This window comes from Streptomyces sp. NBC_01214, assembly GCF_026340975.1.
In the GTDB taxonomy this organism is placed as follows: domain Bacteria; phylum Actinomycetota; class Actinomycetes; order Streptomycetales; family Streptomycetaceae; genus Streptomyces.
Genome location: NZ_JAPEOS010000003.1, coordinates 1,725,219 through 1,746,329 on the forward strand (window position 1 = coordinate 1,725,219; position 21,111 = coordinate 1,746,329).

Annotated in this window: 21 protein-coding genes and 2 pseudogenes; 8 read left to right on the forward strand and 15 right to left on the reverse strand. The window is 70.0% G+C overall.

Translation table 11 applies throughout. The features are described from left to right. Positions 1-44: 44 nt before the first annotated feature. The 7 genes from OG594_RS44245 to OG594_RS44270 all read right to left on the reverse strand — a co-directional run bounded on the left by OG594_RS44245 (position 45) and on the right by OG594_RS44270 (position 7,594). Positions 45-512 (reverse strand): hypothetical protein, encoded by a 468-nt coding sequence (locus OG594_RS44245; protein ID WP_266608208.1) that lies wholly within the window; start codon positions 510-512, stop codon positions 45-47. Positions 513-1,786: 1,274 nt separating this feature from the next. Continuing rightward, on the reverse strand, positions 1,787-3,118 hold the full coding sequence (locus OG594_RS44250; protein ID WP_266608209.1) for a glycosyltransferase family 87 protein: 1,332 nt from the start codon (positions 3,116-3,118) through the stop codon (positions 1,787-1,789). Between the two features lie 783 nt (positions 3,119-3,901). Continuing rightward, on the reverse strand, positions 3,902-4,930 hold the full coding sequence (locus OG594_RS44255) for an ABC transporter permease (protein ID WP_266608211.1): 1,029 nt from the start codon (positions 4,928-4,930) through the stop codon (positions 3,902-3,904). After that, positions 4,927-5,907 carry an ABC transporter ATP-binding protein gene (locus OG594_RS44260; protein WP_266608213.1) on the reverse strand — a complete coding sequence of 327 codons (981 nt, stop codon included), beginning with the start codon at positions 5,905-5,907 and terminating at the stop codon, positions 4,927-4,929. Before OG594_RS44260 ends, OG594_RS44255 begins: the two co-directional genes overlap by 4 nt. Next, entirely contained in the window at positions 5,907-6,305 is a 399-nt protein-coding gene (locus OG594_RS44265) for a GntR family transcriptional regulator (protein ID WP_266608214.1), read from the reverse strand. Before OG594_RS44265 ends, OG594_RS44260 begins: the two co-directional genes overlap by 1 nt. Before the next feature lie 60 nt (positions 6,306-6,365). Then, positions 6,366-7,100: an IclR family transcriptional regulator C-terminal domain-containing protein gene (locus OG594_RS47465; protein WP_353962638.1), complete on the reverse strand. Its 735-nt coding sequence runs from the start codon at positions 7,098-7,100 to the stop codon at positions 6,366-6,368. After that, positions 7,079-7,594, reverse strand: coding sequence for a hypothetical protein (locus OG594_RS44270; protein ID WP_266608216.1), 516 nt, complete (start codon positions 7,592-7,594; stop codon positions 7,079-7,081). Before OG594_RS44270 ends, OG594_RS47465 begins: the two co-directional genes overlap by 22 nt. Positions 7,595-8,137: 543 nt before the next feature. Between OG594_RS44270 and OG594_RS44275 the strand changes: the two genes are divergently transcribed. Together OG594_RS44275 and OG594_RS44280 are read left to right on the forward strand one after the other, a co-directional pair. Beyond that, entirely contained in the window at positions 8,138-8,911 is a 774-nt protein-coding gene (locus OG594_RS44275) for a hypothetical protein (RefSeq protein WP_266608217.1), read from the forward strand. A gap of 154 nt (positions 8,912-9,065) precedes the next feature. Then, positions 9,066-9,362, forward strand: a pseudogene (locus OG594_RS44280) (hypothetical protein); the annotation flags it as partial. On the opposite strand, the gene OG594_RS47260 reads toward OG594_RS44280, so the two are convergent. From OG594_RS47260 to OG594_RS44295, 4 genes and pseudogenes are all read right to left on the reverse strand, one after another. After that, positions 9,319-9,504 (reverse strand): hypothetical protein, encoded by a 186-nt coding sequence (locus OG594_RS47260; RefSeq protein WP_323185457.1) that lies wholly within the window; start codon positions 9,502-9,504, stop codon positions 9,319-9,321. The pseudogene OG594_RS44280 and the gene OG594_RS47260 overlap by 44 nt on opposite strands. A gap of 109 nt (positions 9,505-9,613) precedes the next feature. Then, positions 9,614-9,964: pseudogene (locus OG594_RS47265) on the reverse strand (transposase); the annotation flags it as partial. Then, complete coding sequence (locus tag OG594_RS44290; protein ID WP_266608218.1) at positions 9,886-10,104, reverse strand: transposase; 219 nt, start codon at positions 10,102-10,104, stop codon at positions 9,886-9,888. The gene OG594_RS44290 and the pseudogene OG594_RS47265, both read right to left, overlap by 79 nt. A gap of 213 nt (positions 10,105-10,317) precedes the next feature. Continuing rightward, positions 10,318-10,821 carry an N-acetyltransferase gene (locus tag OG594_RS44295; RefSeq protein WP_266608219.1) on the reverse strand — a complete coding sequence of 168 codons (504 nt, stop codon included), beginning with the start codon at positions 10,819-10,821 and terminating at the stop codon, positions 10,318-10,320. Between the two features lie 318 nt (positions 10,822-11,139). Here OG594_RS44295 and OG594_RS44300 point away from each other — a divergent pair, with 318 nt between their 5' ends. Together OG594_RS44300 and OG594_RS44305 are read left to right on the forward strand one after the other, a co-directional pair. Further along, on the forward strand, positions 11,140-12,552 hold the full coding sequence (locus tag OG594_RS44300; protein WP_323185485.1) for an NF041680 family putative transposase: 1,413 nt from the start codon (positions 11,140-11,142) through the stop codon (positions 12,550-12,552). Positions 12,553-12,667: 115 nt separating this feature from the next. Further along, a complete protein-coding gene (locus OG594_RS44305; RefSeq protein ID WP_266608221.1) occupies positions 12,668-13,300 on the forward strand; it encodes a hypothetical protein in 633 nt (210 codons plus the stop codon). 260 nt (positions 13,301-13,560) lie between these two features. On the opposite strand, the gene OG594_RS44310 is transcribed toward OG594_RS44305, so the two are convergent. The 4 genes from OG594_RS44310 to OG594_RS44325 all read right to left on the reverse strand — a co-directional run bounded on the left by OG594_RS44310 (position 13,561) and on the right by OG594_RS44325 (position 16,104). Next, entirely contained in the window at positions 13,561-13,986 is a 426-nt protein-coding gene (locus OG594_RS44310) for a transposase (protein ID WP_266608223.1), read from the reverse strand. 388 nt (positions 13,987-14,374) lie between these two features. After that, entirely contained in the window at positions 14,375-15,220 is an 846-nt protein-coding gene (locus tag OG594_RS44315) for a MerR family transcriptional regulator (protein WP_266608225.1), read from the reverse strand. 180 nt (positions 15,221-15,400) lie between these two features. Continuing rightward, complete coding sequence (locus OG594_RS44320) at positions 15,401-15,637, reverse strand: hypothetical protein (RefSeq protein WP_266608227.1); 237 nt, start codon at positions 15,635-15,637, stop codon at positions 15,401-15,403. Continuing rightward, positions 15,586-16,104 (reverse strand): hypothetical protein, encoded by a 519-nt coding sequence (locus tag OG594_RS44325; protein ID WP_266608228.1) that lies wholly within the window; start codon positions 16,102-16,104, stop codon positions 15,586-15,588. The genes OG594_RS44320 and OG594_RS44325 overlap by 52 nt, the downstream gene beginning before the upstream one ends. A gap of 652 nt (positions 16,105-16,756) precedes the next feature. Between OG594_RS44325 and OG594_RS44330 the strand changes: the two genes are divergently transcribed. The 4 genes from OG594_RS44330 to OG594_RS44345 all read left to right on the forward strand — a co-directional run bounded on the left by OG594_RS44330 (position 16,757) and on the right by OG594_RS44345 (position 20,912). Then, a complete protein-coding gene (locus OG594_RS44330; RefSeq protein ID WP_266608230.1) occupies positions 16,757-18,067 on the forward strand; it encodes a hypothetical protein in 1,311 nt (436 codons plus the stop codon). Positions 18,068-18,097: 30 nt separating this feature from the next. Then, the gene (locus OG594_RS44335) at positions 18,098-18,430 is read left to right on the forward strand and encodes a hypothetical protein (protein WP_266608232.1); all 333 of its coding nucleotides are present in this window, start codon (positions 18,098-18,100) and stop codon (positions 18,428-18,430) included. Between the two features lie 353 nt (positions 18,431-18,783). Further along, positions 18,784-20,103, forward strand: coding sequence for a hypothetical protein (locus OG594_RS44340; RefSeq protein ID WP_266608234.1), 1,320 nt, complete (start codon positions 18,784-18,786; stop codon positions 20,101-20,103). 629 nt (positions 20,104-20,732) lie between these two features. Further along, entirely contained in the window at positions 20,733-20,912 is a 180-nt protein-coding gene (locus OG594_RS44345; RefSeq protein ID WP_266608235.1) for a hypothetical protein, read from the forward strand. The last annotated feature ends 199 nt before the right edge of the window (positions 20,913-21,111 follow it).

A 21,111-nucleotide genomic window follows, 5' to 3' on the forward strand; every position in this document is an offset into this window, starting at 1 on the left:
CCGCCTCGCGAGGCCTCGGTTCGGGCATCCAGGGTTGGCCGGTGTCAGCTCGGGTGTGCGGTGTCGCGCTTGTAGTGGGAGTGGGAATCGTGGGTGAAGAATCCCAGGGGGCCGTGTTGTTCGGAGATCAGGATGGGGAGGTAGATCTTGCATGTCTTCCCGTTGAGCGGGGACTGGTAGTCGAACCTGATGCCCGGCCACTCATCTGGGTAGGTGTCGAACACCCACGTTGCTGGGCCGCTGTAGGTGGAGGGAACCGGATCGGAGGGCATTCCGCAGCCAGGTTCCGGTTTCGCCACCCGTTGCAGGTCTGCGGTGCCGTCCGGCCGGACGGTCAGGCGTCCGTCGCCGCCGGGGGAGGACCAGGCCGTCCAGATTCCCTGGACGTCGGTGGGAGTGAGCGGAGGTCTCTGGTCCTTGGTCAGACTCCAGAGGAATCCGATCAGTGCTGCGATGGCCAGCCCGGCGGAGGCTATTAAGTACCAGTAGAACCTTCGTGGCAGCTTGGTCACTGAGACCAGACCCTTCCTTCCAGCGGGTGCCTCGGGCCGATGGCCGACCGTCCCCGTGCGTTCTTGCCCCTTCGTGATCCAGACGTGGAGGAGCACGGGTAGGTCCCGGGATCCGCTGGAAAGTGCTTGGTCTCACATACTCGGTGAGTCTGTGTGTGAGGACGTGCCGAGACCCCAACGGCGGTCGGGGCCAGGGTTATGAAGGCGGTGACGCCACCCGTTTCGGGGCGGTCTGCGAGGCCCTGAACATCGCGCTCGCCCCCGTCCTGACTGGCTTTCGGCTACCACATCTGCCCAAACCCCGACGGCATCGGCCGCATCGTCAGCCGCCCTACGGCACGCTGAGCGCCCAGGAGCGTGTCTTGACCCGTCCCCGCCGCGGAGAACTGCGAGGTTCGCATCCGGCGGCCGAGGTGCGGAACCGGTGGTGTGCCCGGTCGTGGAAGGTCCTGGGTCGCACCCCGTCCCGGGCTCGCCGTGCCGTTCTCCTTGGCCTGCCCGGGGCGGGCCCGGGTCCTGGTGCCTGGCGCCTTCGTTCCCTGTTGCTGTCGTTGGGGGAAGGATGTCGCCGTTCGTCGTGGTGGCAGTGTCAGGCGTCAGGACCAGTTTTCCGGGCTGTGATCCGGCGGGTGTGGGTGGCGGTGAGGGTCGTGGTCAGCCCGCGCCGATACGGCGTGCGTGGGCGAGGCCCGGTGCCCAGAGCGCTCCGGTGGCAGCAGTACCACCGGGCCGCCCCAAGCACCGCAGGTTTCACCGGCGGCCGCCCGCTCCTGCTCCACCACGACCCCCGCCGCCGTAGCCTCGGTCGGGCAGGTGCGGCCCCGGCCGAGGCTACGGTTCCCTGCTCACCGGTAGCGCGTTGCGCCCGGTACGGGAGCGGGGCGCGGGATATGACGTGGCGTCGGGGCGGGGGAAGAGCGCGGAGTGCGTCCTCGCCGTGCCGGGTGACACCGGGGACGACGGCCGTCAGGCGGGCGCCTTCGGCGAGGAGCTGGGTGAGGTAGGCGTAGTGGCGCTGGCAGTCGACCATTCACCCCAGCGGGCGCGGGTTCCGGTCGGGGGCGATCGCGGCGAGCGCGACGGCCCGTCGGCGGGCCCGGCCCTGGTCCTTGCCCAGTTCGCCGGGCGGCGGATGTCCGTGAGGTACTGCCCGTTCGCGATGCGGTCCAGCCCCCTCGGCTCGGTCGGCAAAGGCAGCGCAGGCCGTGCAGCAGGCGGTGCAGCAAGCGCCTTTGGTGGCCGGCTCTTTGCCGAAGGGGTGTGAGGTGACGAGATCAACCAGCTCGGCCGGAATCGTCTGCGCCCGCCGAGTGGCGCGCGCCGGTTTCATGGTGCTCCCGGTGCGGTCGGCGGCGGGCATCGCGGCCGGCTGGGGAGCGGTGCGGGGACAGGGGGCCGGCCGTGGCGGGGGTGGCGGTGCACAGGTGGCTTGCCACGGTCCGCCGGTGGTGCGGCGGTTCGCTCGCGGGGTGGGGCGCGGCGGGGCGGTCGGCCGACAGGCGGGCGGTGAAGCGGGGCCAGGCGATCAGGACGATGGGGTAGATGGCGTAGCCGATGCGGGTGGCCGGGGATAGCGCTATCGCCAGGAGCAGCCCCAGGGCCAGCCTGTCGGAGGCGGCGACGGTGCTTCGCGGCGGGCGGACCAGCAGCGACGCCCCCACACCCACCGCGCTCAACGCGATCAGCGCCGTGGTCACTGCCTTGCCGTGAGGAAGCAGCAGAACGATCAGGTGCCCGAGGAGGGGACTCTGGGCGGATGACGCCGTGGGGCCGAGGCCCAGCGGGTAGAGGACGACGTTCTGGTAGAAGGCGCTGGTGTCGACCAGCACCGCGGGCGTGATGGTCAGCGCGGCCAGCCCGGTGGCCGCTGCCGCGCACCTGAACGCGGCGCGCCTTCCGCCCCGTACGGCGAGTACGGCGACGATCACCGCGATGGCCGGCCAGGCGGTCCACTTCAGAACGGCGGCTACCCCCACGACCAGCCCCGCGCGCCCGGCATGGCCCCGCTGTGTGAAGGCCAGGGCCAGGCAGAGCAGTCCGATGACCGGCGGGTCCACGCCGCCGATGCTCAGGGGCAGCGCGACGACAGGACAGGCGATCAGCCACAGGGCGCCCGTCAGCCCCGCGGTGGCGCTGGGCGCGGTGCCGCTCGGCCCCGTAGCGAGGTCCACGCCCCTGGTCAGCACCCGCACGGCTCCCGCTACGGCCGCGAGGAAGCCGACGAGGAACCACACGCGGGCGCTGGCGAACGGGGTGTCACCGAACAGCAGGTGAGGTATCCCGAAGAGCGCCATGCCGGGAAGGTAGGGATTGAAGTCCCGTACGGCGTGCGGCGTGGGGTTGTATGGAGTTCCGGTGGAGAACAGCAGGTCGGCCGCCCGTTCCACGACGCCGACTTCCATCTGCGCCCTGCCGATCACCGACAGGTACAGCAGCGGTATGGCCGCCGCACCGGTGACGGCGACCACGGCGGGAGTGCGGGCCCACGGCATGGACGACCGCGCCGCGACCAGAGCCGCGCAGGCGTATCCCGCCGCGCCGACCAGGCCCCACACCTTCTGCGAGGTGTGGTCGGGAGACGCCAGCCCCACCACGAGTGCCGACACCGCGCACGCCAGCAGTACCAGTCGGTCCCACCGTCGCCCGCCGGCGAAGGGCTTGGCTGCGGAGCGAGACCGAGACCGAGACCGAGGCTCCTGTTTCCGATCAGCTTGCGACATCAGGCATCAACCTTTGAAGAAGAGGTGAGGGCATGAGGGCATGAGGGCATGAGGGCATGACGAAGTGGGGGTGAGGGTGAGGGGGGAAGAGGGAGGGTGCCGCCGGTACCGGAGTGCTTCCGTAGGGGTTCGCATCACCGCTTTGAGACGCGTGGCAGGGTCCGGCGACAGCGACGGTGAACTGCCGGGAGCCGGGTTCCGGTGGCTCGGTCCGTGACGGAGGTCCGTGCTCCCCCGGTATGGAGGCCGCGCACCGCACGTAAGGCTCTTACTCCGGCGCGGGTTCCGACGACCGTCATCGCGCCGGTCCCCAGGGGGCGCGGTCCCGTCGTCGAGTCCGGTGTCGGTGAACCGCTGTCGGCTGGGGATCGGACGTCATCGCCGTGGCGTCGTACGCGGAGCCGGACACATGCCGCGCGGGTCTCGACGGCGCGGTGGCAGACGCCAGGGCAGGCGCGATCGCGGGGACCGTGCTCGGCGACCGGCCCCGCCTGACCTGGGACTTCGTACCGCCCGCCGGTTCGCCGGTTTGCCAGGGCGGCTGGGGACCGGGTAGATAGGCACTCACACGGCGGCACTCACACGGCAGTGCTTACAAGCCGGTGCTTACAAGCCGGTGCTCACGAGGCAGTGCTGGCGAGGCAGTGCCTACTGGCCGCAGGGCGGTGCTCACTCGGTGGTGCTCGCGCCGCGCGGGGTGCCACCCGTACAGCTCTTCAGCACGCGGTACGCGGCGAAGACCAGTACGGCGACGATGGCGCAGGTGAGGGCCGTCGCCACGAGCTGGAGGGGCCAGTAGTGGGCGAGGGGGTGGAAGTCGCGGTAGTAGCCGACGGCGTCGAGCTTTTCGTACGTGGCGCGGCAGTCAGGGAAGACGTCGCTTCCGCAGTAGGGGTTCGGCAGTCGGGCGCCGGTGGAGGTGAGGATGCCCTCGTCGACCACGATCCCCGTGCCTGACGGAGCGTCCTGCACCAGGTTGCGCACCTGGGTCACGCTGGGCCACAGGTAGGGCAGTGCCGTGTGGACGATGGCGAACACACCGGTCGTGGCGGCGACGGACGTGCCGAGGGCGGGCAGGGAGCGGCGCCAGAGCAGACCGACCAGGACTCCGACGACGAGGCCCAGGAGGGCCAGGGCGACCGTGAGCGGCCCGCCCGAGTAGAAGGTCGGGAAGTCGGACCAGGACTTCGCGGTGTCTATGCGGCCCTTCCCGGCCGACCAGGCAAGGTGGTGCAGCGTGACCACCAGTCCGGTGCCTGCGACGACGAGGGTGGCCGGGAGGGCGAGTTTGGCGGTGAGCCAGCGCACCGGGGAAACCGACTGGGCCCAGGTCAGCTGAGCGGTGCCCGTCTCCAGTTCCCTGCTGGTCAGCGTGGCCCCGGCCCAGGCGGCTACGAGGAAGGGGAGGGCGAGGACGGCGAAGGTGGTGGCGGAGTAGACCTCCTTGTAGAGGATGATCGCGGGCTGGTCGTAGGTGCACTTCGACGCCCCGGCACACGCGTTGTACTGCTCCCACGCCGCCGCGGAGGCGTCGGTGAGCGGGCCGCCCAGCCACAGCAGCGCGGCCGAGAGCAGGACCACGAGGCCGACCCAGACGCACAGCGCCGGGCGGTGCAGGCGCAGCAGCCACCGGGTCAGACGGGGCGCGGGGGACGGATGCCGGGTGGCCGCGGGAGCGGTGGGGGCAACGGCGGTCATGCGGGCTCCTCCTGGGGCATGGCGGAGGCGGAAGCCGCTTCCTGGGACGTGGGGGAGGTAGAAGTGGAATCAGAAGCGGAAGCGGAAGCGGGTCCGAGAGTGAGCGGGGGTGCCGCCGGGTTGCGCAGGTGGGCGAGGATCAGCGCCTCCAGGGACAGGTCGTTCGTCTGCCAGCCGGCGGGCAGCGGCCCTGCGGGGCGGACGAGGGCGGTGACCTGGCGACCGGTGATGCGGGATTCCACCGTGGTGTGCGGTGCCAGGTCGAAGTCGGCGCCGGTGGCGGCCTCCCGTGCGGGCCCGGTGATCAGGGAGTGCACGGCGAGCAAGTCGTCGATGTCACCCGCCAGACGCACCCGGCCGTCGCCGATCAGCAGCAAGTGGTCGCAGGAATCCTCCAGTTCGGCGATGACGTGTGAGGACATCACGATGGTGGTGCCGTACCGCGCGGCCGTGGCCATGAGCGTGCCCATCAGCTCGTGCCGGGCCAGCGGGTCGAGGTCGGCCACCGGCTCGTCCAGCAGCAGCAGTTCCGGCCGCTTGGCGAGGGCGAGGGCGAGCGCCACGCGGGTGCGCTGGCCGCCGGACAGCGAGCGGACGCGGGCTCCGAGGTCCAGGCCGCCGCCCGCCGCGACCCGCTCCGCGGTGTCCGCGTCCCAGCTGTCGGGGTTGAGATCGGCGCCCATGCGGAGCGTCTCGGCGACGGTGAGCTGCGGGTACAGCGGCTTGTCCTGGGAGACGAAGCCGATCCGCGGCCGCACGTGGGCCGGGTGCCCGCCGAGCACCGTGACCGAACCCTCGCTGGGGGCGGTCAGCCCCGCCGCCAGGGCGAGCAGCGTCGACTTGCCCGCGCCGTTGGGCCCCACGAGCGCACTGACACGTCCGGCTGGCAGCTGAAACGTGCAGTCACGCAGGGCCCACCCGCCGCGCCGCCGGAACGCCTTCCCCAGCCCGGTTGCCTCGATGGCACTGCTCGTCATCAGTGATCCTGTTCCTTCTCGGTGGTATCGAAGTGCTCGTCCAGCACGACAGCGAAGAGTGCCGCCACGTCATCCCGCTCCAGGCCGGCCGTCCGAGCGCGCGACGCCCACTCGGAGAGCTCGCCCCGCAGCGGCGAGTCGCTCGGTGTGGTACCGAGTGACCTGCGCACGAACGTGCCGAGGCCTCGCCGGGCCTCGACCAGGCCCTCGCGTTCCAGTTCCCGGTAGGCCTTGAGCACCGTGTTCGGGTTGACTGCCGTGGCCTCCACAACCTCTCGGGCGGCCGGAAGCTTGTCGCCGGGCTCCAGCAGGCCCAGGCGCAAGGCCTGCTTGGTCTGCTGAACGATCTGTACGTAGGTGGCAACCCCGCTGCGCCGGTCGATCCGGTATTCGATCATCCCGGCAAACACCCTTTCACTATTTGAGTAGTGAATAGTGGATTGAGGAGGGTGCGGATGTCAAGGAGAGCGCCGGCCACGGGGTCCGGCACACACGTCGCTGTGCGGTTTCGGGCCGGCTGGGTGCCGGTCCGGTCCGGTCCGCACCGTGATGGCGGCCGGCCGTGTGAGTTGCCGCTGAGGAGGAGGCTGAGCAGGACGGTGGCGGACTGGGCTGTGGGGTCTGGTCGGGTGGGGGTCCGGGCGGCTTCCGGGAGGCGGGGGCGTTGTGCGGCGGTGGCGTTGTGAGGCGGGCAGGGACAGTGCGAGGGCTTCGGCCTGGCCGAAGCTGAGGGGCACCGCAACGCACACCTCGCGCGGGGAGTGCTCCTGCCCGTCGAACTGCACCGAGCGGGGACCGCCGTGGGCGATGCTGCGGAACAGGCCGGCCTGGTCGGCGATGGTCCGCGGAGTCAGGCGTACGGGGTGGCGGCGGGCGAGGTGGTCCATACGCGCCTCGAACGGCAGCTGCTGCAACAGGCTCGTGCCGACGGCGCTGGCATGCCCGGCGAACCGAAAGTCGATCCACTCGTAGACACGGGGCGCCTCTGGGCGCCTCGGGGCCGTCGGAGAGCCGGGAGATGTGCACCTCGCCGTCGGTGTAGCTGCTGACGTAGACCGCGGTGCCCACCGCGTCCCGCAGCGTGGCCAGCGTCTGCTGCAGCGCGTTGTCGGCCGCGCCACCCGAGGGCTGCGCCAGCGCCAGCAGATCCGGGCCCGGCGCGTACCCGCCGTCAGGCAGTCCGTCCGCCACACCGCGCTGGCACAGCCACGGCAGCAGCCGCTCCACCACCCCCTTCGACAATCGGGCCCTGCTTCGACAACTGCGCCGGACTCAGCGCCACGGAGGAGCCGTGCAGCACGTGCAGGCGCCGCAGCGCCCGCTCCACCGGCTTCCACTGCGCCGGCGCCGACACCTCCCCGGGTACCTGCCGCGCCGCCACCGTCAACCGCGGCGCCCGCAATGGCGAGGCGGAGTACTCCACGCTGCGCCCCGGCATGCTGCCCGCGCCGGACAGGAGCGCCGTGCACAGTTCGTTGGCGAACTCGGTGTCCTCGACGGCCTGGCCGTCGGCCGGGAACGCGGCCATGTCCGCACGCAACGCGAGCGCGTCACCATGGCCGAGCTGGGCGGCGGCCGCGACCAGGTACGTCGCCTCGGTGTGCAGCGCGGGTCCGCCCAGGCGAGCGGCCAGGACGGCGAGGCGGAAGACGGCACCGGGGTGGCCGTGCCCAGACCCTCGGTTCACCGGCGCACTCCGCGCCTGCATCCCTGTCCTACGAAGCCTTGGCCCGAGAACCAACACGTGATCGGAATTGCATCGTAATGACCGATCGTCAGACAAAGCGCGATCGTTGGCGCCCGCCCGCCCGCCCCACCACACAGCCGCCGCACAGCCAACCCGCAGCGACGCCTCGGTCCCGCCCGCGCAGGACTCACGCGCCTTGAACGTTGCGGCACAGGACGCCGGCCCGTTCCACGGTGTGCGGCGTGACGCCGCCGCACAGGGTGCGGGTAGCAGTACCACCGGGGCCGCCCCAACGTCACCTGCCCTGGTCGGCCAGTCGGCCGGTGTGGCCCACCCCCGAGTCCCGCTACACCCGTGAACGCGCCGAAGAACCGGCAACCCTGATCGCGATGCCAAAGCGAACAGCCGGATCGGCCGATGAAGCCCGTGCCTTGTACCTCCAGGAAATCTACGGATCCTGACCTGCTCCGCTTCTCTAGGCTCAAGTCCTGGGCGGGCCGTGCCCCGGTGCGCCCGCGGATCCGATGGGGGAGGCCTGCTGTGATGCCGATCTACCTGTCGCCCGAAGTCCCCGGCTGGTCACCGCGAACGGAGGCTGATCTCCGGGCCGCTATCGACGGCGGCCTGCTGGAGGAGAGCCACCACCTGGACCTGAAGGAGGGCCTGAGCGCTACGAAGGGCGACGACAAGGGGCTCGCCCGGGACATGGCTTCGTTCGCCGTCGACGGCGGCACGCTGATCATCGGTCTCGGAGAGGACAAGGAGAACCGCACCTTCTTCCTCGCTCCGCAGCCGCTGATGGGGATCCTTGAAAACGGCTCTGACCGCGATTGCGTGAGGGCCGAAAGTGCGGACGAAAGGGGGTATGCCAGAGTGAGAACCATGACCCGTTGCGAGTTTGATGACGAGCTGACCCCATACCTTCAGGGGTCTACTTCGGCGTCATGGTCTGTTAGAGCGGCCTCAGGCCGGCGTCTGGCCGCCGTCGCGGAGGTTCCCGAAGCAGCTGAGGTCTTGCGCCGGCTGTTGCTGGATGGTCGCGACACTTTCGTCACTCAAGAGACGGCGGAGGCTCTGCTCGGACGCTGGGACGTGCTTGGTCTGCGCATGGTGCTGGCCGCGCTCGCCAGCGCGGATCGCGACACTGCCGATCACCTTGACGCTGCAATCCTCAACGTCTGCGGTCAGTCCACGGAGGACGGGGAACGGCTCGCGGCACTGTGCTCAGCGTTGGCATCGGATTCGGACAACGCCGTGAGCGGGCAAGCCCGCAGGATCCTCGAACCACCGCGGTCGCCTGACCGCTACTCACCCTGAGAAGCTGTTGTCTTTCTGGTTTGATTGGCGTGTTTCCGCTGATTGCGGATAGGTGCGGTAGACCCGTGCGGTTCTGGCTCCGGACAGCGCCGCTGACGCCAGCCCCCGAGCCGCCGCCGGGCCTCGGGAGGCGGACAGGCAGCCGGCGTCCCGTGATGCGGCCAGCCCGAAATGGCAGGTGCCGGTGTGGCGTGAGGAGGTCGCCTCTTCGGTGCTGTCGGTCGACTACCAGCGCATCCTTCAAGCCGTCGCGGACCGTGTCCGTCTCGGCCAGGGGCCGCTGACCTGCCAGGAAATGGCCGCAGTGTTCGGCATGGACGTCGTGCCGGCGCGGGTGGAGGCATTGCCGTCGGAGGCGAAACGCCTGGTCGCCCGAGGCTGGCTGGCCGAGCCCGCACCCGGCCGGTTCACCCTCGGCCCCGGTGTGGCCGGGCCAGGCGACGGGTCATGAGGGCGGCCATCGACCAGTAGATCATCGCCTCGGCACTGGCGATACGACGCTCGAAGTCGCGGGCCAGGCGGCGGCTTCGCATCAGGTGTGCGAAGAGACGCTCGACGATCCACCGCTTGGGCAGCACCACGAATCCCTTCATGCTGTCGCCGCGCTTGACGGTTGCCAGGACCAAGGGCGAACGCGGCCAGGCAGTGCTCGATCAGACAGCCGGTGAAGCCGCCGTCGGCCCGGACCAGGGCCAGGCGATGGTGAGCGGCAGCCACCTGTTCCAGCAGGATGTGGGCAGCGGCGCGATCGCCCACATCCGCAGCGGTGACCATGACGCCCAGCAGCAGGCCAAGGGTGTCGACCACGACGTGCCGCTTGCGTCCGTTGACCAGCTTGCCGCCGTCGAAGCCACGGGTGCCGGCGCCGACCACGGCATCCGCCTCGACCGACTGCGAATCTATCCCGGCCGTCGGCAGGGCATCGTGTTCTGCCTCCCGGACCTGCCCGCGCACCCGGTCATGGAACTCCCGGATCAGGCCGCGATCGCGCCAACGGCAGAGAACGCGTAGACCCGGTCCCACGGCGGGAAGTCGGCCGGCATCGCCCGCCACTTGATGCCGTTGTCCAGGAGATGGCCGATCGCGTCCAGCATCGCCCGGTGGCAGTACGCTTCCGGCTGCCTGCCCTTGCTCTGCATCCAACCTGGCACCGGCAGCAGCGGCTGCACCACCACCCACTCCGCGTCCGTCATGTCGCTCGGATACCGACGCGCTCGCAGGCGATTATCGGCAGCGTTTCCGAACCGGTGAGCCAGACAGCCACACTCCCGAGTACCTGCGGTGGAGTGCACGGGCATCGGCACGCAAGACGGAGGTACTTCTCGCATGCGCCGAGCACCCGTCGACCACCCAATCGAGACGGCCGTCCGAGCACCAAGCCCCCAGAGCATGACGACAAAAGCTACTTACGCGTCGGGGTGCTCCGGCAGGGCGAGCCAGTCCGACCAGGAGATCTCTCGGCCGAGGAAGCGCGGCTGCTCGAACGGCCAGTCGGCGGCGATCCACCGCGGCACCAGCTCGTCGAGGGCCTGCTCGACCTTGCTGTCCACCAGCTCGTCCACCACCCACCAGGAGATCTCGCCGTCCGCGCCAGCCCTCTCCGGCGGGTCGATGTAGACGCAGCCGAGCAGAGCTGTCTCCGCCGCGTCGAACAGCGCGTAGTTGAAAGACTGGTGTGCGGCGATCTCCTTCTCGTGCCGCAACAGGTCGGCCTGGTCTGCCTCGTAGGTCATGGTGGCTGCGGGCCAGCCCCAGGCTGGGCCGTAGATGGTCCACAGCCGCTCGCGCGAACCCATCACAGCCGGATAGTCGAGCGGGGTGTCCGTCTCCCGGATCGGCCGCAGGTGATGACCACTGCCCGGCAGCGGTATCAGGACGGGATGGACGAAGTTATCGGGGAGCCAGCTCATAGCGCCCGACCGTAGCAGCGCGCGGCCGTCCGCTCCCCCTGGATTTCCCCCCTATACCGCCAGGCCCTGCTCTCATGCCGGGCAGTGCCCGCGATCACCCGATCGAGACTCCCGGTCGATCGACAGACTCCATGATCGGTATGGCAACGGCTTCTGAGCTTTGTGTTTAACCTCGCCGGGTCACCTGACCTGCTGATCTTGGCTTCTTCCTGAGACAGCAGGACGGCCGTTCTTCACGCTTCGAGGTGTCGAGCAACGTCGCGTGAAGGAACGGCCGCTGTGAAGAGTCTGGCTTCTGCAGGTCCCGCTGACGCCGCGCTGAGCGTGCTGTCCCACTTTCGTGTCGAGTTCTACGACTGCCTCTACAAGCGGGCGGATGCGCTTTTCGAGCTCACCGACGCGGTGCTGTGCGCCGATGGTCCGGTGACGTCGCTGGCCGAGCTCACGCTGACGGCCGAGCACCGGCGCGGGCACGGGGCGATGTACGACGCGGTCAACCACGGCTGGCTGGAACCGCGCCGCCTGCGCAGGCTCCTTGCCTCTACACCGCTGCCGCGGGCCGCCGACGGGCGGATCGTCCTCGCGGTGGATGTGAGCAACTGGCTGCGTCCCGACGCTCCGACCAGCCCGGACCTGCTGTTCTGCCATGTCTACGGGCGGGGCCGCAGTGCCGACCAGATGATCCCCGGCTGGCCCTACTCCTTCGTCGCCGCGCTGGAGACCGGGCGGACATCGTGGACCGCCGTGCTGGACGCGATCCGGCTGGGACCCGCCGACGACGCCACGGCGGTGACCGCCGCCCAGCTCCGCAACGTCTTCACCCGGCTCCTGCGGGCCGGCCAGTGGAAGCCTGGTGACCAGGACATTCTCATCGTCATGGACTCCGGCTACGACGTCACCCGCCTCGCCTACGTCCTGGCGGATCTTCCCGTCGAGCTGGTCGGCCGTCTGCGTTCGGACCGGGTGATGCTCCGTGACGCCGGCCCGCGCCGTTCCACTCCGCGCGGCGGGCAGCCCCGCAAGCACGGTGGTGTCCTCACCTTCGCCAAGCCCGAGTCCTGGCACACCCCCGACCAGGCCACTACGTGCGGCACCACCCGCTACGGCACGGCCGAGGCCCTCGCCTGGAACGGGATGCACCCGCGTCTGACGGCGCGCGGCCCGTGGCTCGATCACTGCGATGAACTCCCTTTGATCCACGGCACGTTGATCCGGCTGAAGGTCGAGCATCTGCCCGGCGACCGCGACCCGAAACCGGTCTGGCTGTGGTCCTCCAAGACCGGGATGACCGGCGCGGACGTCGACCTGCGCTGGCAGGCATTCCTGCGCAGATTCGACCTGGAACACACCTTCCGGCTCTTCAAGCAGACCCTCGGCTGGACCGTCCCCAAGGTCCGGGATCCCCACACCGCCGACCTGTGGACCTGGCTGATCATCGCCGCCCACACCCAACTCCGCCTCGCCCGCCCCCTCGCCGAGGACCTCCGCCGCCCCTGGGAACGTCCCGCCGAGCCACGACGGCTCACCCCCGCCCGGGTCCGCCGCGGGTTCCGCCACCTCCGCGCGAAGACCGCCCGTCCCACCGGCGCGCCACAACCCTCCGGTCCCGGTCCCGGACGCCCACCCGGCTCCAGAAACCGCAGGCCAGCACCACGCTACGAACCCGGGAAGACCGTAAAACGAGCCGAAACCCTCACCGAACACGTCCGCCTGAAACAGCAGCGAGGTTAAACACCAAGCTGAGTGAGGATCCGGGTCCGGAGGAGCATGAAGGAGGCCCGACGTACATCGGTCGCTCGAGTGTTTTCACGCGGTTGACATGGCCTTTGGTGACGCCTGAGCTCCAGTGAAGCGTGAGGCCGGCGGTGACGGCGTCGAGGTCCTGGCGGAGGAATCCTGCGAAACCGCTGGCCTGCTTCGGAGCGTCTTGCTCCGCCTGGCGGATCCACTGGGTCAGCAGGAAGCCGCGCCTGTGGCGGCGGAGCTCGGCGAAGGCTCGGACGAGGTCGCGGGCCCGGGCGATGTCCGGGCAGGCGACGCGCTCGCCGAGCAGGCCTCGTTCGAGTTCGGGTGGGAGAGTGTCCTGCGGTCGCATGATCCAGCTGGTGATCTTGCGGGGGCTGGGTATGTCTGCGCGGTCGGGTTCGGCGTGCCCGGCGCGGAGCGGGGCGAGGTGATTGCGGACGACCTGGCGGCTGCCGCGGTAGCCGCGTTCGCAGATCTCCAGGAAGAGGCGGCTGCCGCTGACCTGGCCGAGACTCTCGGTGAACCGGGTGTTCAAGTACGGCTTGAACGGATCCAGGACTCTGGCTGGCTGGCGTTCGTGGGCGGAGGCCAGGAGCTGGTCAAGGTCGGTGTCACGGAAGCGTCGGACAGTTTTACGGTCGAGGTTGAGTCGGCGGGCGATGGCGCTGATGGTCCAGCCTGCGGCAACGAGTTCCTGGACGCTTGCGTATCGGCAGTCGCGTCCGGTCGATGATCGGCGTCCGCGGCAGCTTGTGCAGAGGGAGTTGCAAGAGAGGCGGCGCCTGCGGGCTGCGGTTGGTCTCTTCGTCGGCGCGTTTACGCAGGCAGGCGCGGTGCTGGTGGCAGGGCTTCTCCACCGCGGCAGCAAGGTTCTGGAGCAGGTGCCAGCGGTCGGCGACTTCCAGGGAGCCAGGGGCCGCTGCTTTGATCGCTCGTGTGTAGGCCGAAGCCCGGTCGCGGCAAGAAGATCTCGGCGCCGGGGTGGTCACGCAGTCAGGCAGCGAAGGTCTCGGAGGTGCGGTCGGGCAGGACGTCCACGACGCGGCCGGCTTCCATGTCGACGAGGATCGTGCCGTACGTGTGGCCCTCACGGGAGGCGAACTCGTCGACTCCGAGCACTCGCGGAGACCGTTCCGGCGCCGTCGGCGGATCCAGCAGCTCCGGCAGTCGCGTGCGTCCAGCGGCGAGCTGTTTGCGGCGGCACAGCCGTTCGCCGGCCCGCCCGCCGAGCTCGACCGCGACCTGGCGGAGCCAGGTCTTCAGCCCGAGGCTGGAGCGGCGATACCGCTCGCTCAGCCCGCCGACGTGCTCGACAAACGTCCGCCACGGACACGAGGCCCAGTCGCAGAAGAACCGCCGGACCCGCACCCGTACCCGGACCCACACCCGCACCCGCACGAGCAGCTTTCTCCCAGACAAGGGCCGCTCGGCCAGCAACCGCTCGTAGCACGAATGCACCCGCCGGGCTCGGGCACGGCATCCCGGGCATCTGGGCTGCGGCCCGCAAGCGGCCGCCACCACGACCAGGGCCTCCGCCGTGAACTGCACGGCCTCCACACGCACATCGACGTCCGGGAACAGCACATCATCCAGAGAGCAAACCCCCACCAGCCCCGCATGCCCTGCCGAAACCTTCCAGCATGCGGCCCCTGACCTGGGACTTCACGAAACTCTGGTCAGCGCCAGTTTCAATGAGCGTCCCCGGGTCGGCGGCTTGGGGTCCCTCGTGGAGTGTGCGGGCCGTGTCGAGACGCCGGCTTCGTGTCGGCGGCCAATCCGGGACCCTCACGCACGGCCACACCAGCGATCAGCTGCCTCCTGCGGAGAGGTCCCCGTGAAGGAGCCGTGCCGTGAGTTCCATGCACCGCGTCCGGGCCGCGGAGAAGCCATAGGGCATCTTGGTTACCGCTTCGAAGGCACTCATCCGGGCGTCCTCCTCGCCGCTCGCCTCGTCGTCGTAGATCTCGAAGAGCTTCTCCTCAGCCACCTCCAGTCCGGCGGCTTCTATGGCCTGGAGCAGGGCATTGTGGTGGGCGCAGTGTTGCGCGGCAAGTTCCTCGACCTGCGGGTCGTGGGGGTCGACGGTGTCATCGAGGGCGGCGTCGGCCGCGTCGAGGCGGTCTGCCTCGGCCCGTAGGTCGGGATGGGTCGCCAGGGTGATGAAAACGCTGGCCTGAATTGCGGCTCCCAGCGGCCCGAAGATCCGTTCCGTGACCAGCAGGGTGTCCAGGTCGGAGGGGCGCAGTGCGCCAGAAGGCAGGTGGCTGAGCCGGTCCGTGACCAACGGGGAGAGCAAGCCCAGTGGGCTGCCCACGACCCGCAGGCGCTGGACTGCCGCGCGCTGACGCTTGATGTCGGCCTCCTGGGCGGCCAGGGTCTCCTCCAGCCGGCCCAGGACGTCTTCAACGTCCCGGGCTTCGTCGAAGGCGGCCCGCATGTCGTCCAGGCTGATGCCGGCCTCGGACATCTTGCGGATCCACAGCAGGCGGATCATGTCGTCGTAGCCGTAGCGGCGGCGTCCGTCTCCGCCTCGCTCGGGCTCCGGCAGCAGACCGATCTGGTGGTAGTGACGAATGGCGCGCGGGGTGGTTCCGGCGAACGCGGCGGCATCGCCGATCTTGACCTCGCGGGGAGGCGTGGCGGAGGGGTACATCGCAGACAGGGCCTTTCGTGCTGTGGTGCCCTCGACGACACCACATGCCGCTACGGCATGTGCAACTACACACCAAACCACCCGGACCTTGACGGGGTATCGGGCGGTTCCCGAGCGATGGCGGACCGTTGTCAACGATGATCACTTGTGCTCCGGCCCCCTCCTCCGCCAGCTGGCTGGTCAGGTGGCGGTAGAAGTCGTCGATGGCGATAGCGATGGGGCGATAGCGATCGCGTCTGCGATCACCGCGTCTCGGGTGTCGCAGTGACCGAGGTTCTTCTGCGGGCTGTCGATCATGAGGAAGCCGGGGTGGGTGGCCGAGGATTCGATGGCCGCTTCGAAGACGGCCAGTTGCCAGGCCAGGGTCAGGAGCGTTCGGGCGCCGGATGAGGCCTCGCGGTAGGAGTCGCCGCGCACGTACGAGTCAAGTTCGTATCGACCATCGACTGGCTGAACTTCGGGTACCGCCACTGCCGCAGCAGCTCGTTGTACCGGCCGCTGATGCGGCCGATGATCAGGTCCCGGTCCTGCGCGGCATCTCCCAGCCGGTCGCGTTCCTCCCGCAGGCGGGCGATCTGCATCTCGTGCCGTTCCACCAGCGCGGCTCGCTTCTCCAGCCCGCTCTGGAGCTTGATCGCGTACTCGGCGTGCTGAAGGTGGCGAAGGACGTCCTCGCCCCGGCGCTGGAGGTCGTCACGAGCGGCGAGGAACGGGGCGACCTTGGGCAACGTCGCCCGGCCGACCGCGGCGGCGGCCTGCTCCTCGGCGAGTGCGGCGTCTTCCGCCTGGAGCTTCAGCGCGGCGGGTGAGCTGTCGGGGCTTTCGCCGCACGCGGTGATCTCCTTCAAGCGGGCCTTGGTGGTCCTGAATCTCGGAGGCGACATCCAGCCGGCCCCATCCAGCCACCCCCCATCCGGCCGGCGTTCGACGTCGGAGGTGCCGAGCGTCAGGTGCCCGTCGTCGTCGTGGGGCAACTCGTGGCTGCACAGGCCGCAATGGTCGTTCTCCGCCGACGGGGGAGAGGGAAGCCGGTGTAGGCAGCCAGGCAGGACAGGTCGTGACGCTCAGAGAGGCGAACAGGTGCTGCGCCTCGGCCGGCATGTTGGGCTTGACGAGGTCGTCCGCGTACTGAACCCGTAGCGGCATCATGCGGGCGGGCGGTGTCTCGCAGTCGCGTACGGCGCCGGCGGCTCGCCGGGCGCGCAGCCGGCTTGCTGATGCTCGCGGCGCTCACGCTGGGTGGACGGGTCCGGCCTGCCCAATTTCGTCCAGGGCCCGGAACTGTTCGTTCAGCGCCGGTAGTTCGCTCTCGTAGGTCTGGATCGTGAGTGCGTCGGCCACGGGAATGTCTTGTTCTTCGACGAAAGCCCGACTGCGGCGAGTTCGGAGCGTGCCCGGGTGAGTCGGGCGCCCAGCTCCGTCCGCCGATTTCTTGATCATTCCAGGCAACCGATCGGGCCCCCTGTCGGTCGTACAGGAGTCGGGTGTGCTCGAACGCCTGACCCATGTGACACGAGGGGGACCATCTTGATGCGGTTGAACCGCACACACAGCACTGCAGCGCGGCGGATCGGAGCGGCTCTGGCCGCCGGTACGGTGGTGTTGGGCGCCGCGACCACTGCCCAGGCAGCGCCGGTGCCGACCCCGGTGAAGCCGGCCACCGAGGTCGGTAAGCAGGGCCCGAACCGGCCTGAGGGCGACACGGACCCGTTCGGCGGTCTCGTCACCTCCGAGGAGCTCCTCGACACCACGGTCGAGAACGGCCAGAAGCAGAGCCTCCGTCTGGGCTTCAAAGTCTCCGGCGACAAGCCCGTCCAGGGGGCGGAGCTGAGCGTCCACCTGCCGCCGGGCCTGGAACTGAATCCTCAGGAACGGCCGTCGAACTGCGAACACTTCAAGGTCGACCCCGTGCGGGAGTACCGTGACGAGTACCTGTTCTGCAGTTTCACCGGCACCTTCGAGCCGGGTAAGTACTACCGGCTCGACACGGGGCTGAACATCACCGCGACCCCGGAGTTGTGGCGGGACCTTTTCTACGTCTCCTGGACCCCGGGCGGCAAGCAGATCTACAAGCCGGAGCAGGGCGGGGTCAAGGGAACCGCCGCCGCCATCAAGGTCACACCGTCCGAGGCGTTCAAGGAGTGGGGTTTCTGGGGCCGCGAGGTGCCGGTCGGAAACCCCGCGAACCAGCCCGATTTCACCGTGGATGGAGCCACCGGCAGCGGCCCGGCCGGCGGCCAGGTACTGCTCAACCCCGGCTGGCAGATCAAGGGCACCGGGTCCGTCGCCACCACGGCCCTCGACGGCACCGTGGTGGAAACCGAGTTCGTGCTGCCGCCCGGCATCAGCTTCGTCAGCGGCCGCCCGGGCCCGGAAGGGCGCCGGGTGTTCGGCGGGACCGGCGGCTCGGTCAAGGGGATCTTCAAGATCGAATCGTGGGTCAAGCCGGGCACGTACCACGGCGAGTACCGGTACAAGGCAGACCGCGGCCTCGGCCAGCTCAAGATCGCCGACATCGACCGTGACCTCGGCAACAACACGGCCGCGCTCACCATCACCGTGACGCCGGCCAGCGACCCGCAGCCCACCCCGTCGACGTCCGCCTCGGCCTCCCCGAGCCCGTCCGGCTCGACCACGCCCTCGGCTTCGGCTTCGGCTTCGGTCTCGGCCTCGGCCTCCGCGAGCACCGGCACGGGCACCGGCAACACCCCGGGCCCGAACGGCGGTACCGGCGGCAACCTGGCCAACACCGGATCCGCCGCGCTGGCCGCCGGCGGACTCGGCGCTGCGGCCCTGACGCTCGGCGGAGCCCTGTACGCCATGGCCCGTCGGCGCCGTTCGGCGTAACGGCACACGCCGTGCACCGCGCCGACGCCCGTGAGGGACGCCGGCGAGTCCCGTGCGGGGCGGTTCAACGCCCCGCACGGGACGACTCGACGCCGCTCACCGGCCCGGGCCACGGCGGCGTCCACCGGCCCGCCGGTTCCACCCATAGCCGCCGACCTCCTCACCGCAGGATTCGCCGCGCGCCTGACCGGCGGCCCCACAGTGCAGGCGTGGGAGGCGAAGCTGGCCGTCTACGGCACCGAGTACATGAGCCTGGGCGCGGCCGACATCCAGCGCCGCGTCGCCGCGTCAGCGCCGAGCTCGCCACCGTCCAGCAGCAGCTCGACGACCGGCGCCGGTGACCGGTCGCGGCCCGTCCGATGACCCCGTACGCGAAGACGTTCCCCGGCTCGGACGACGCGAGGGCGGTGTACCGGTACCGGATGGCCGCGAAGGCCGCCGACGCCTCCGAAGACCTCGACACCCGCGTCGGGGTCCGCGACCGCGCCGAGATCGCCCTCGTCCACGAAGGCGCGGCACTACCCGATCGCCGACCTGATCACCGACCAAGCCATCGCCCTCAGCAACAACAGACCCTCCCTCAGCCTCCTGAACGCCGTCTTCGGCAAGGCCCACACAGCCGCCCCCCGCGGCGACCACCCCACCGCACGCACACCGCTCGCCGAAGGCCGCCGCATCTACGCCATCATGACCGCATTCCCCACAGAGGTGGCTCCATGACCCGGGAACGTCCTGCCTACTACGAACTCGGCTACGGCGAGGACTTCGGTCTGACCGCCCTGACCGAACGCCTCAGCCGTCCCGGCTCCGCCACCAGCCCGGCCGCCGCGCTCCGGTTCGCGGAGGAGCTGGCCGACCGATCAGAGGGCGAGGAAGCCGTCGAGCTGGGCGAGGACGCCCGCCGCCTGCTGGCGTCCGAGCTCTCGGAACTTGTCCTTCACACGGTGTGGCTGGCCTCTACCGGGAACGCCTTCGACCCGACCGGCCACGGCATGACCTGCCGTGCCTGGCTGGAGCGGATCTCGGAAGTGTCCACCGCACGGCTCCGGCAGAACAAGGCGTCCTGCACGCAACCGCCGGTGCGGCCGGTACGGGACTCGCAGCTGTGCCAGGCGGTCGTGGCGGAACTCCGCGTCACGACCCCGGCCCTGATGGACGCTTCTCCGCTGCCGCAGCTCGTCGACTGCCTGGAACACGTGGTGACCGACGCCGACGCCGATCTCGGCATGCGCCTGTTGCTCCGCGCGCTCAAGTCGCACTCCGTGCCCGTCCCGTACGGGCAGTACCACCGCCTGCTGGCCCTCGGCTGGCAGTTCGGCCTCCCCCCGGGCGCCGTTCACGACGGCCTCGCAATCACCTGGCCGCCGGTCAGCACCGCCTCGCGGCAGGGCCTCAACGGGGACTTCGGGCTCTCCCGACTCGCCAGGCAATTCACGGCGGGCTGGCACTACCGCACGCCCCGCGAGGCAGTCGCGGCTGCCGTGAAGGCCGACGGCTACGAGCGCCCTCCGGGCTCGGAGGCAGCGGTGCTCCTGGAGGACACACGTCGGGTGCTCGACACCGGCCTGTCCGATGACGCGATCACCGTCTCGTGGCTGGCGGCAACGGACCGTGGCTACAACATCGACCGGTCCGGCGTCAGCGGCCGGAAGTGGCTGGAGCAGGTCGCCGAAGTGTGCGAGGAGCACCTGACCGAGGTCGCACCCGCCTACGTCCCGGCGGCCCCGCCGCCGGCCACTGGTGCCGGCGACGAGGTCCTGCGAGAGATCCGGGACATGTCCCCCCTCGCCGCGAGCACGGCGGTCAGCCCCGACTTCCACCCCCTTGACGGCACCACGGTGATGGAAGCCCTGGAACAGATCGCCACCCAGGTCGACCCCGACCTCGGGTTCCGTCTGCTCCTGCGCACAGTGGAGGTCCTCCAGCTGCCGCTCACCGTGGAGCAGTACACCCGCTACGAGGCCCTCGCCAGCCGCTTCCACTATGGCGAGGACCACCTCCTCTTCTCGGTCGACCACCTGGTGCAGCGCACCTGACCCACCTGCCTGAACCGGCACGCACAACCAGAGCACCCCTCCCTCCGGAGGGGCGCTCTGCGTCATCGGTCCCTCAACCGGAGGCGCCAGACGACCATGCCTTGGCCGATCGGCCGGTCGGTATGTGGCAGGAGCGCGTAATGCGGGAAGGGACCGGCAGTTGTTGGGGGGTGGGGGAGGCTTCCTGATGAAGCAGGCAACGGAACGAAGACAGCTACCTTGGCCGATAGAGTCGCAGCTCAGACAATGTCGACCCCGCGCCTGCGGGGATGGTCCGCACCCTCGCACTCCCAGAGGGTGTCGATGGTGCGGGAGGTCCTGCCGGATCGGGAAGCGGGTCTCCTGATCGGCTCACGCCAGTGGCCCCTGCTCACCGGCCGCATGCAGCAGGTCGGGGAGAGCGACGGCACGCGGCCGCCTCCCGGCCCCGGGTCTCCCCGACAGCGCCCGCTCCTGCTCGGCCATCACCCCTCGGTACGGCTGGACCAGGCCGAGGCCTCGGAATGCGAGGGTGGTGTCGCGCTGCGCGCGAGTGAGATCAGCCAGCCCTCCCCGAAGCCGGACGGCGAAAAGCGCAGCAGCAGGGCGGGGGGTCGTCCGGGTCGTCGTACGCCGGACCACAGCTGGCCATGAGCCCAGAGTTTTACTCCGTGCTGGAGCCGGTCCACGTGCTGCCGGAACGCGTCACCAGGGCTTTCGTCGTCCGGAAGATCGCCCGTGAGGTGGGGCGTCAGCTGTGTGAGGGCACAGCCGATGACCGTCTCCAGCACCGGCTGGCGGCCCGCCCGGCCCCGGGGGGCGGTTTCTGACATCCGCGACCCGGACCGGTGGCTGCTCGGGGTGGCCCTGCCCCGGGGCTGCGGCTGCCAGGACTGCGAGGCTGGCATCATCTGGCGGACCGGCGCGGTGTGCGAGCTGTGCGCCGAGACCGTCCAAGACCGGTACGCCGCCCGCCAGCGCGAGAAGAGCCTCGAGCAGGGCCTATGCCCCCAGCATGGCACCCGGCCT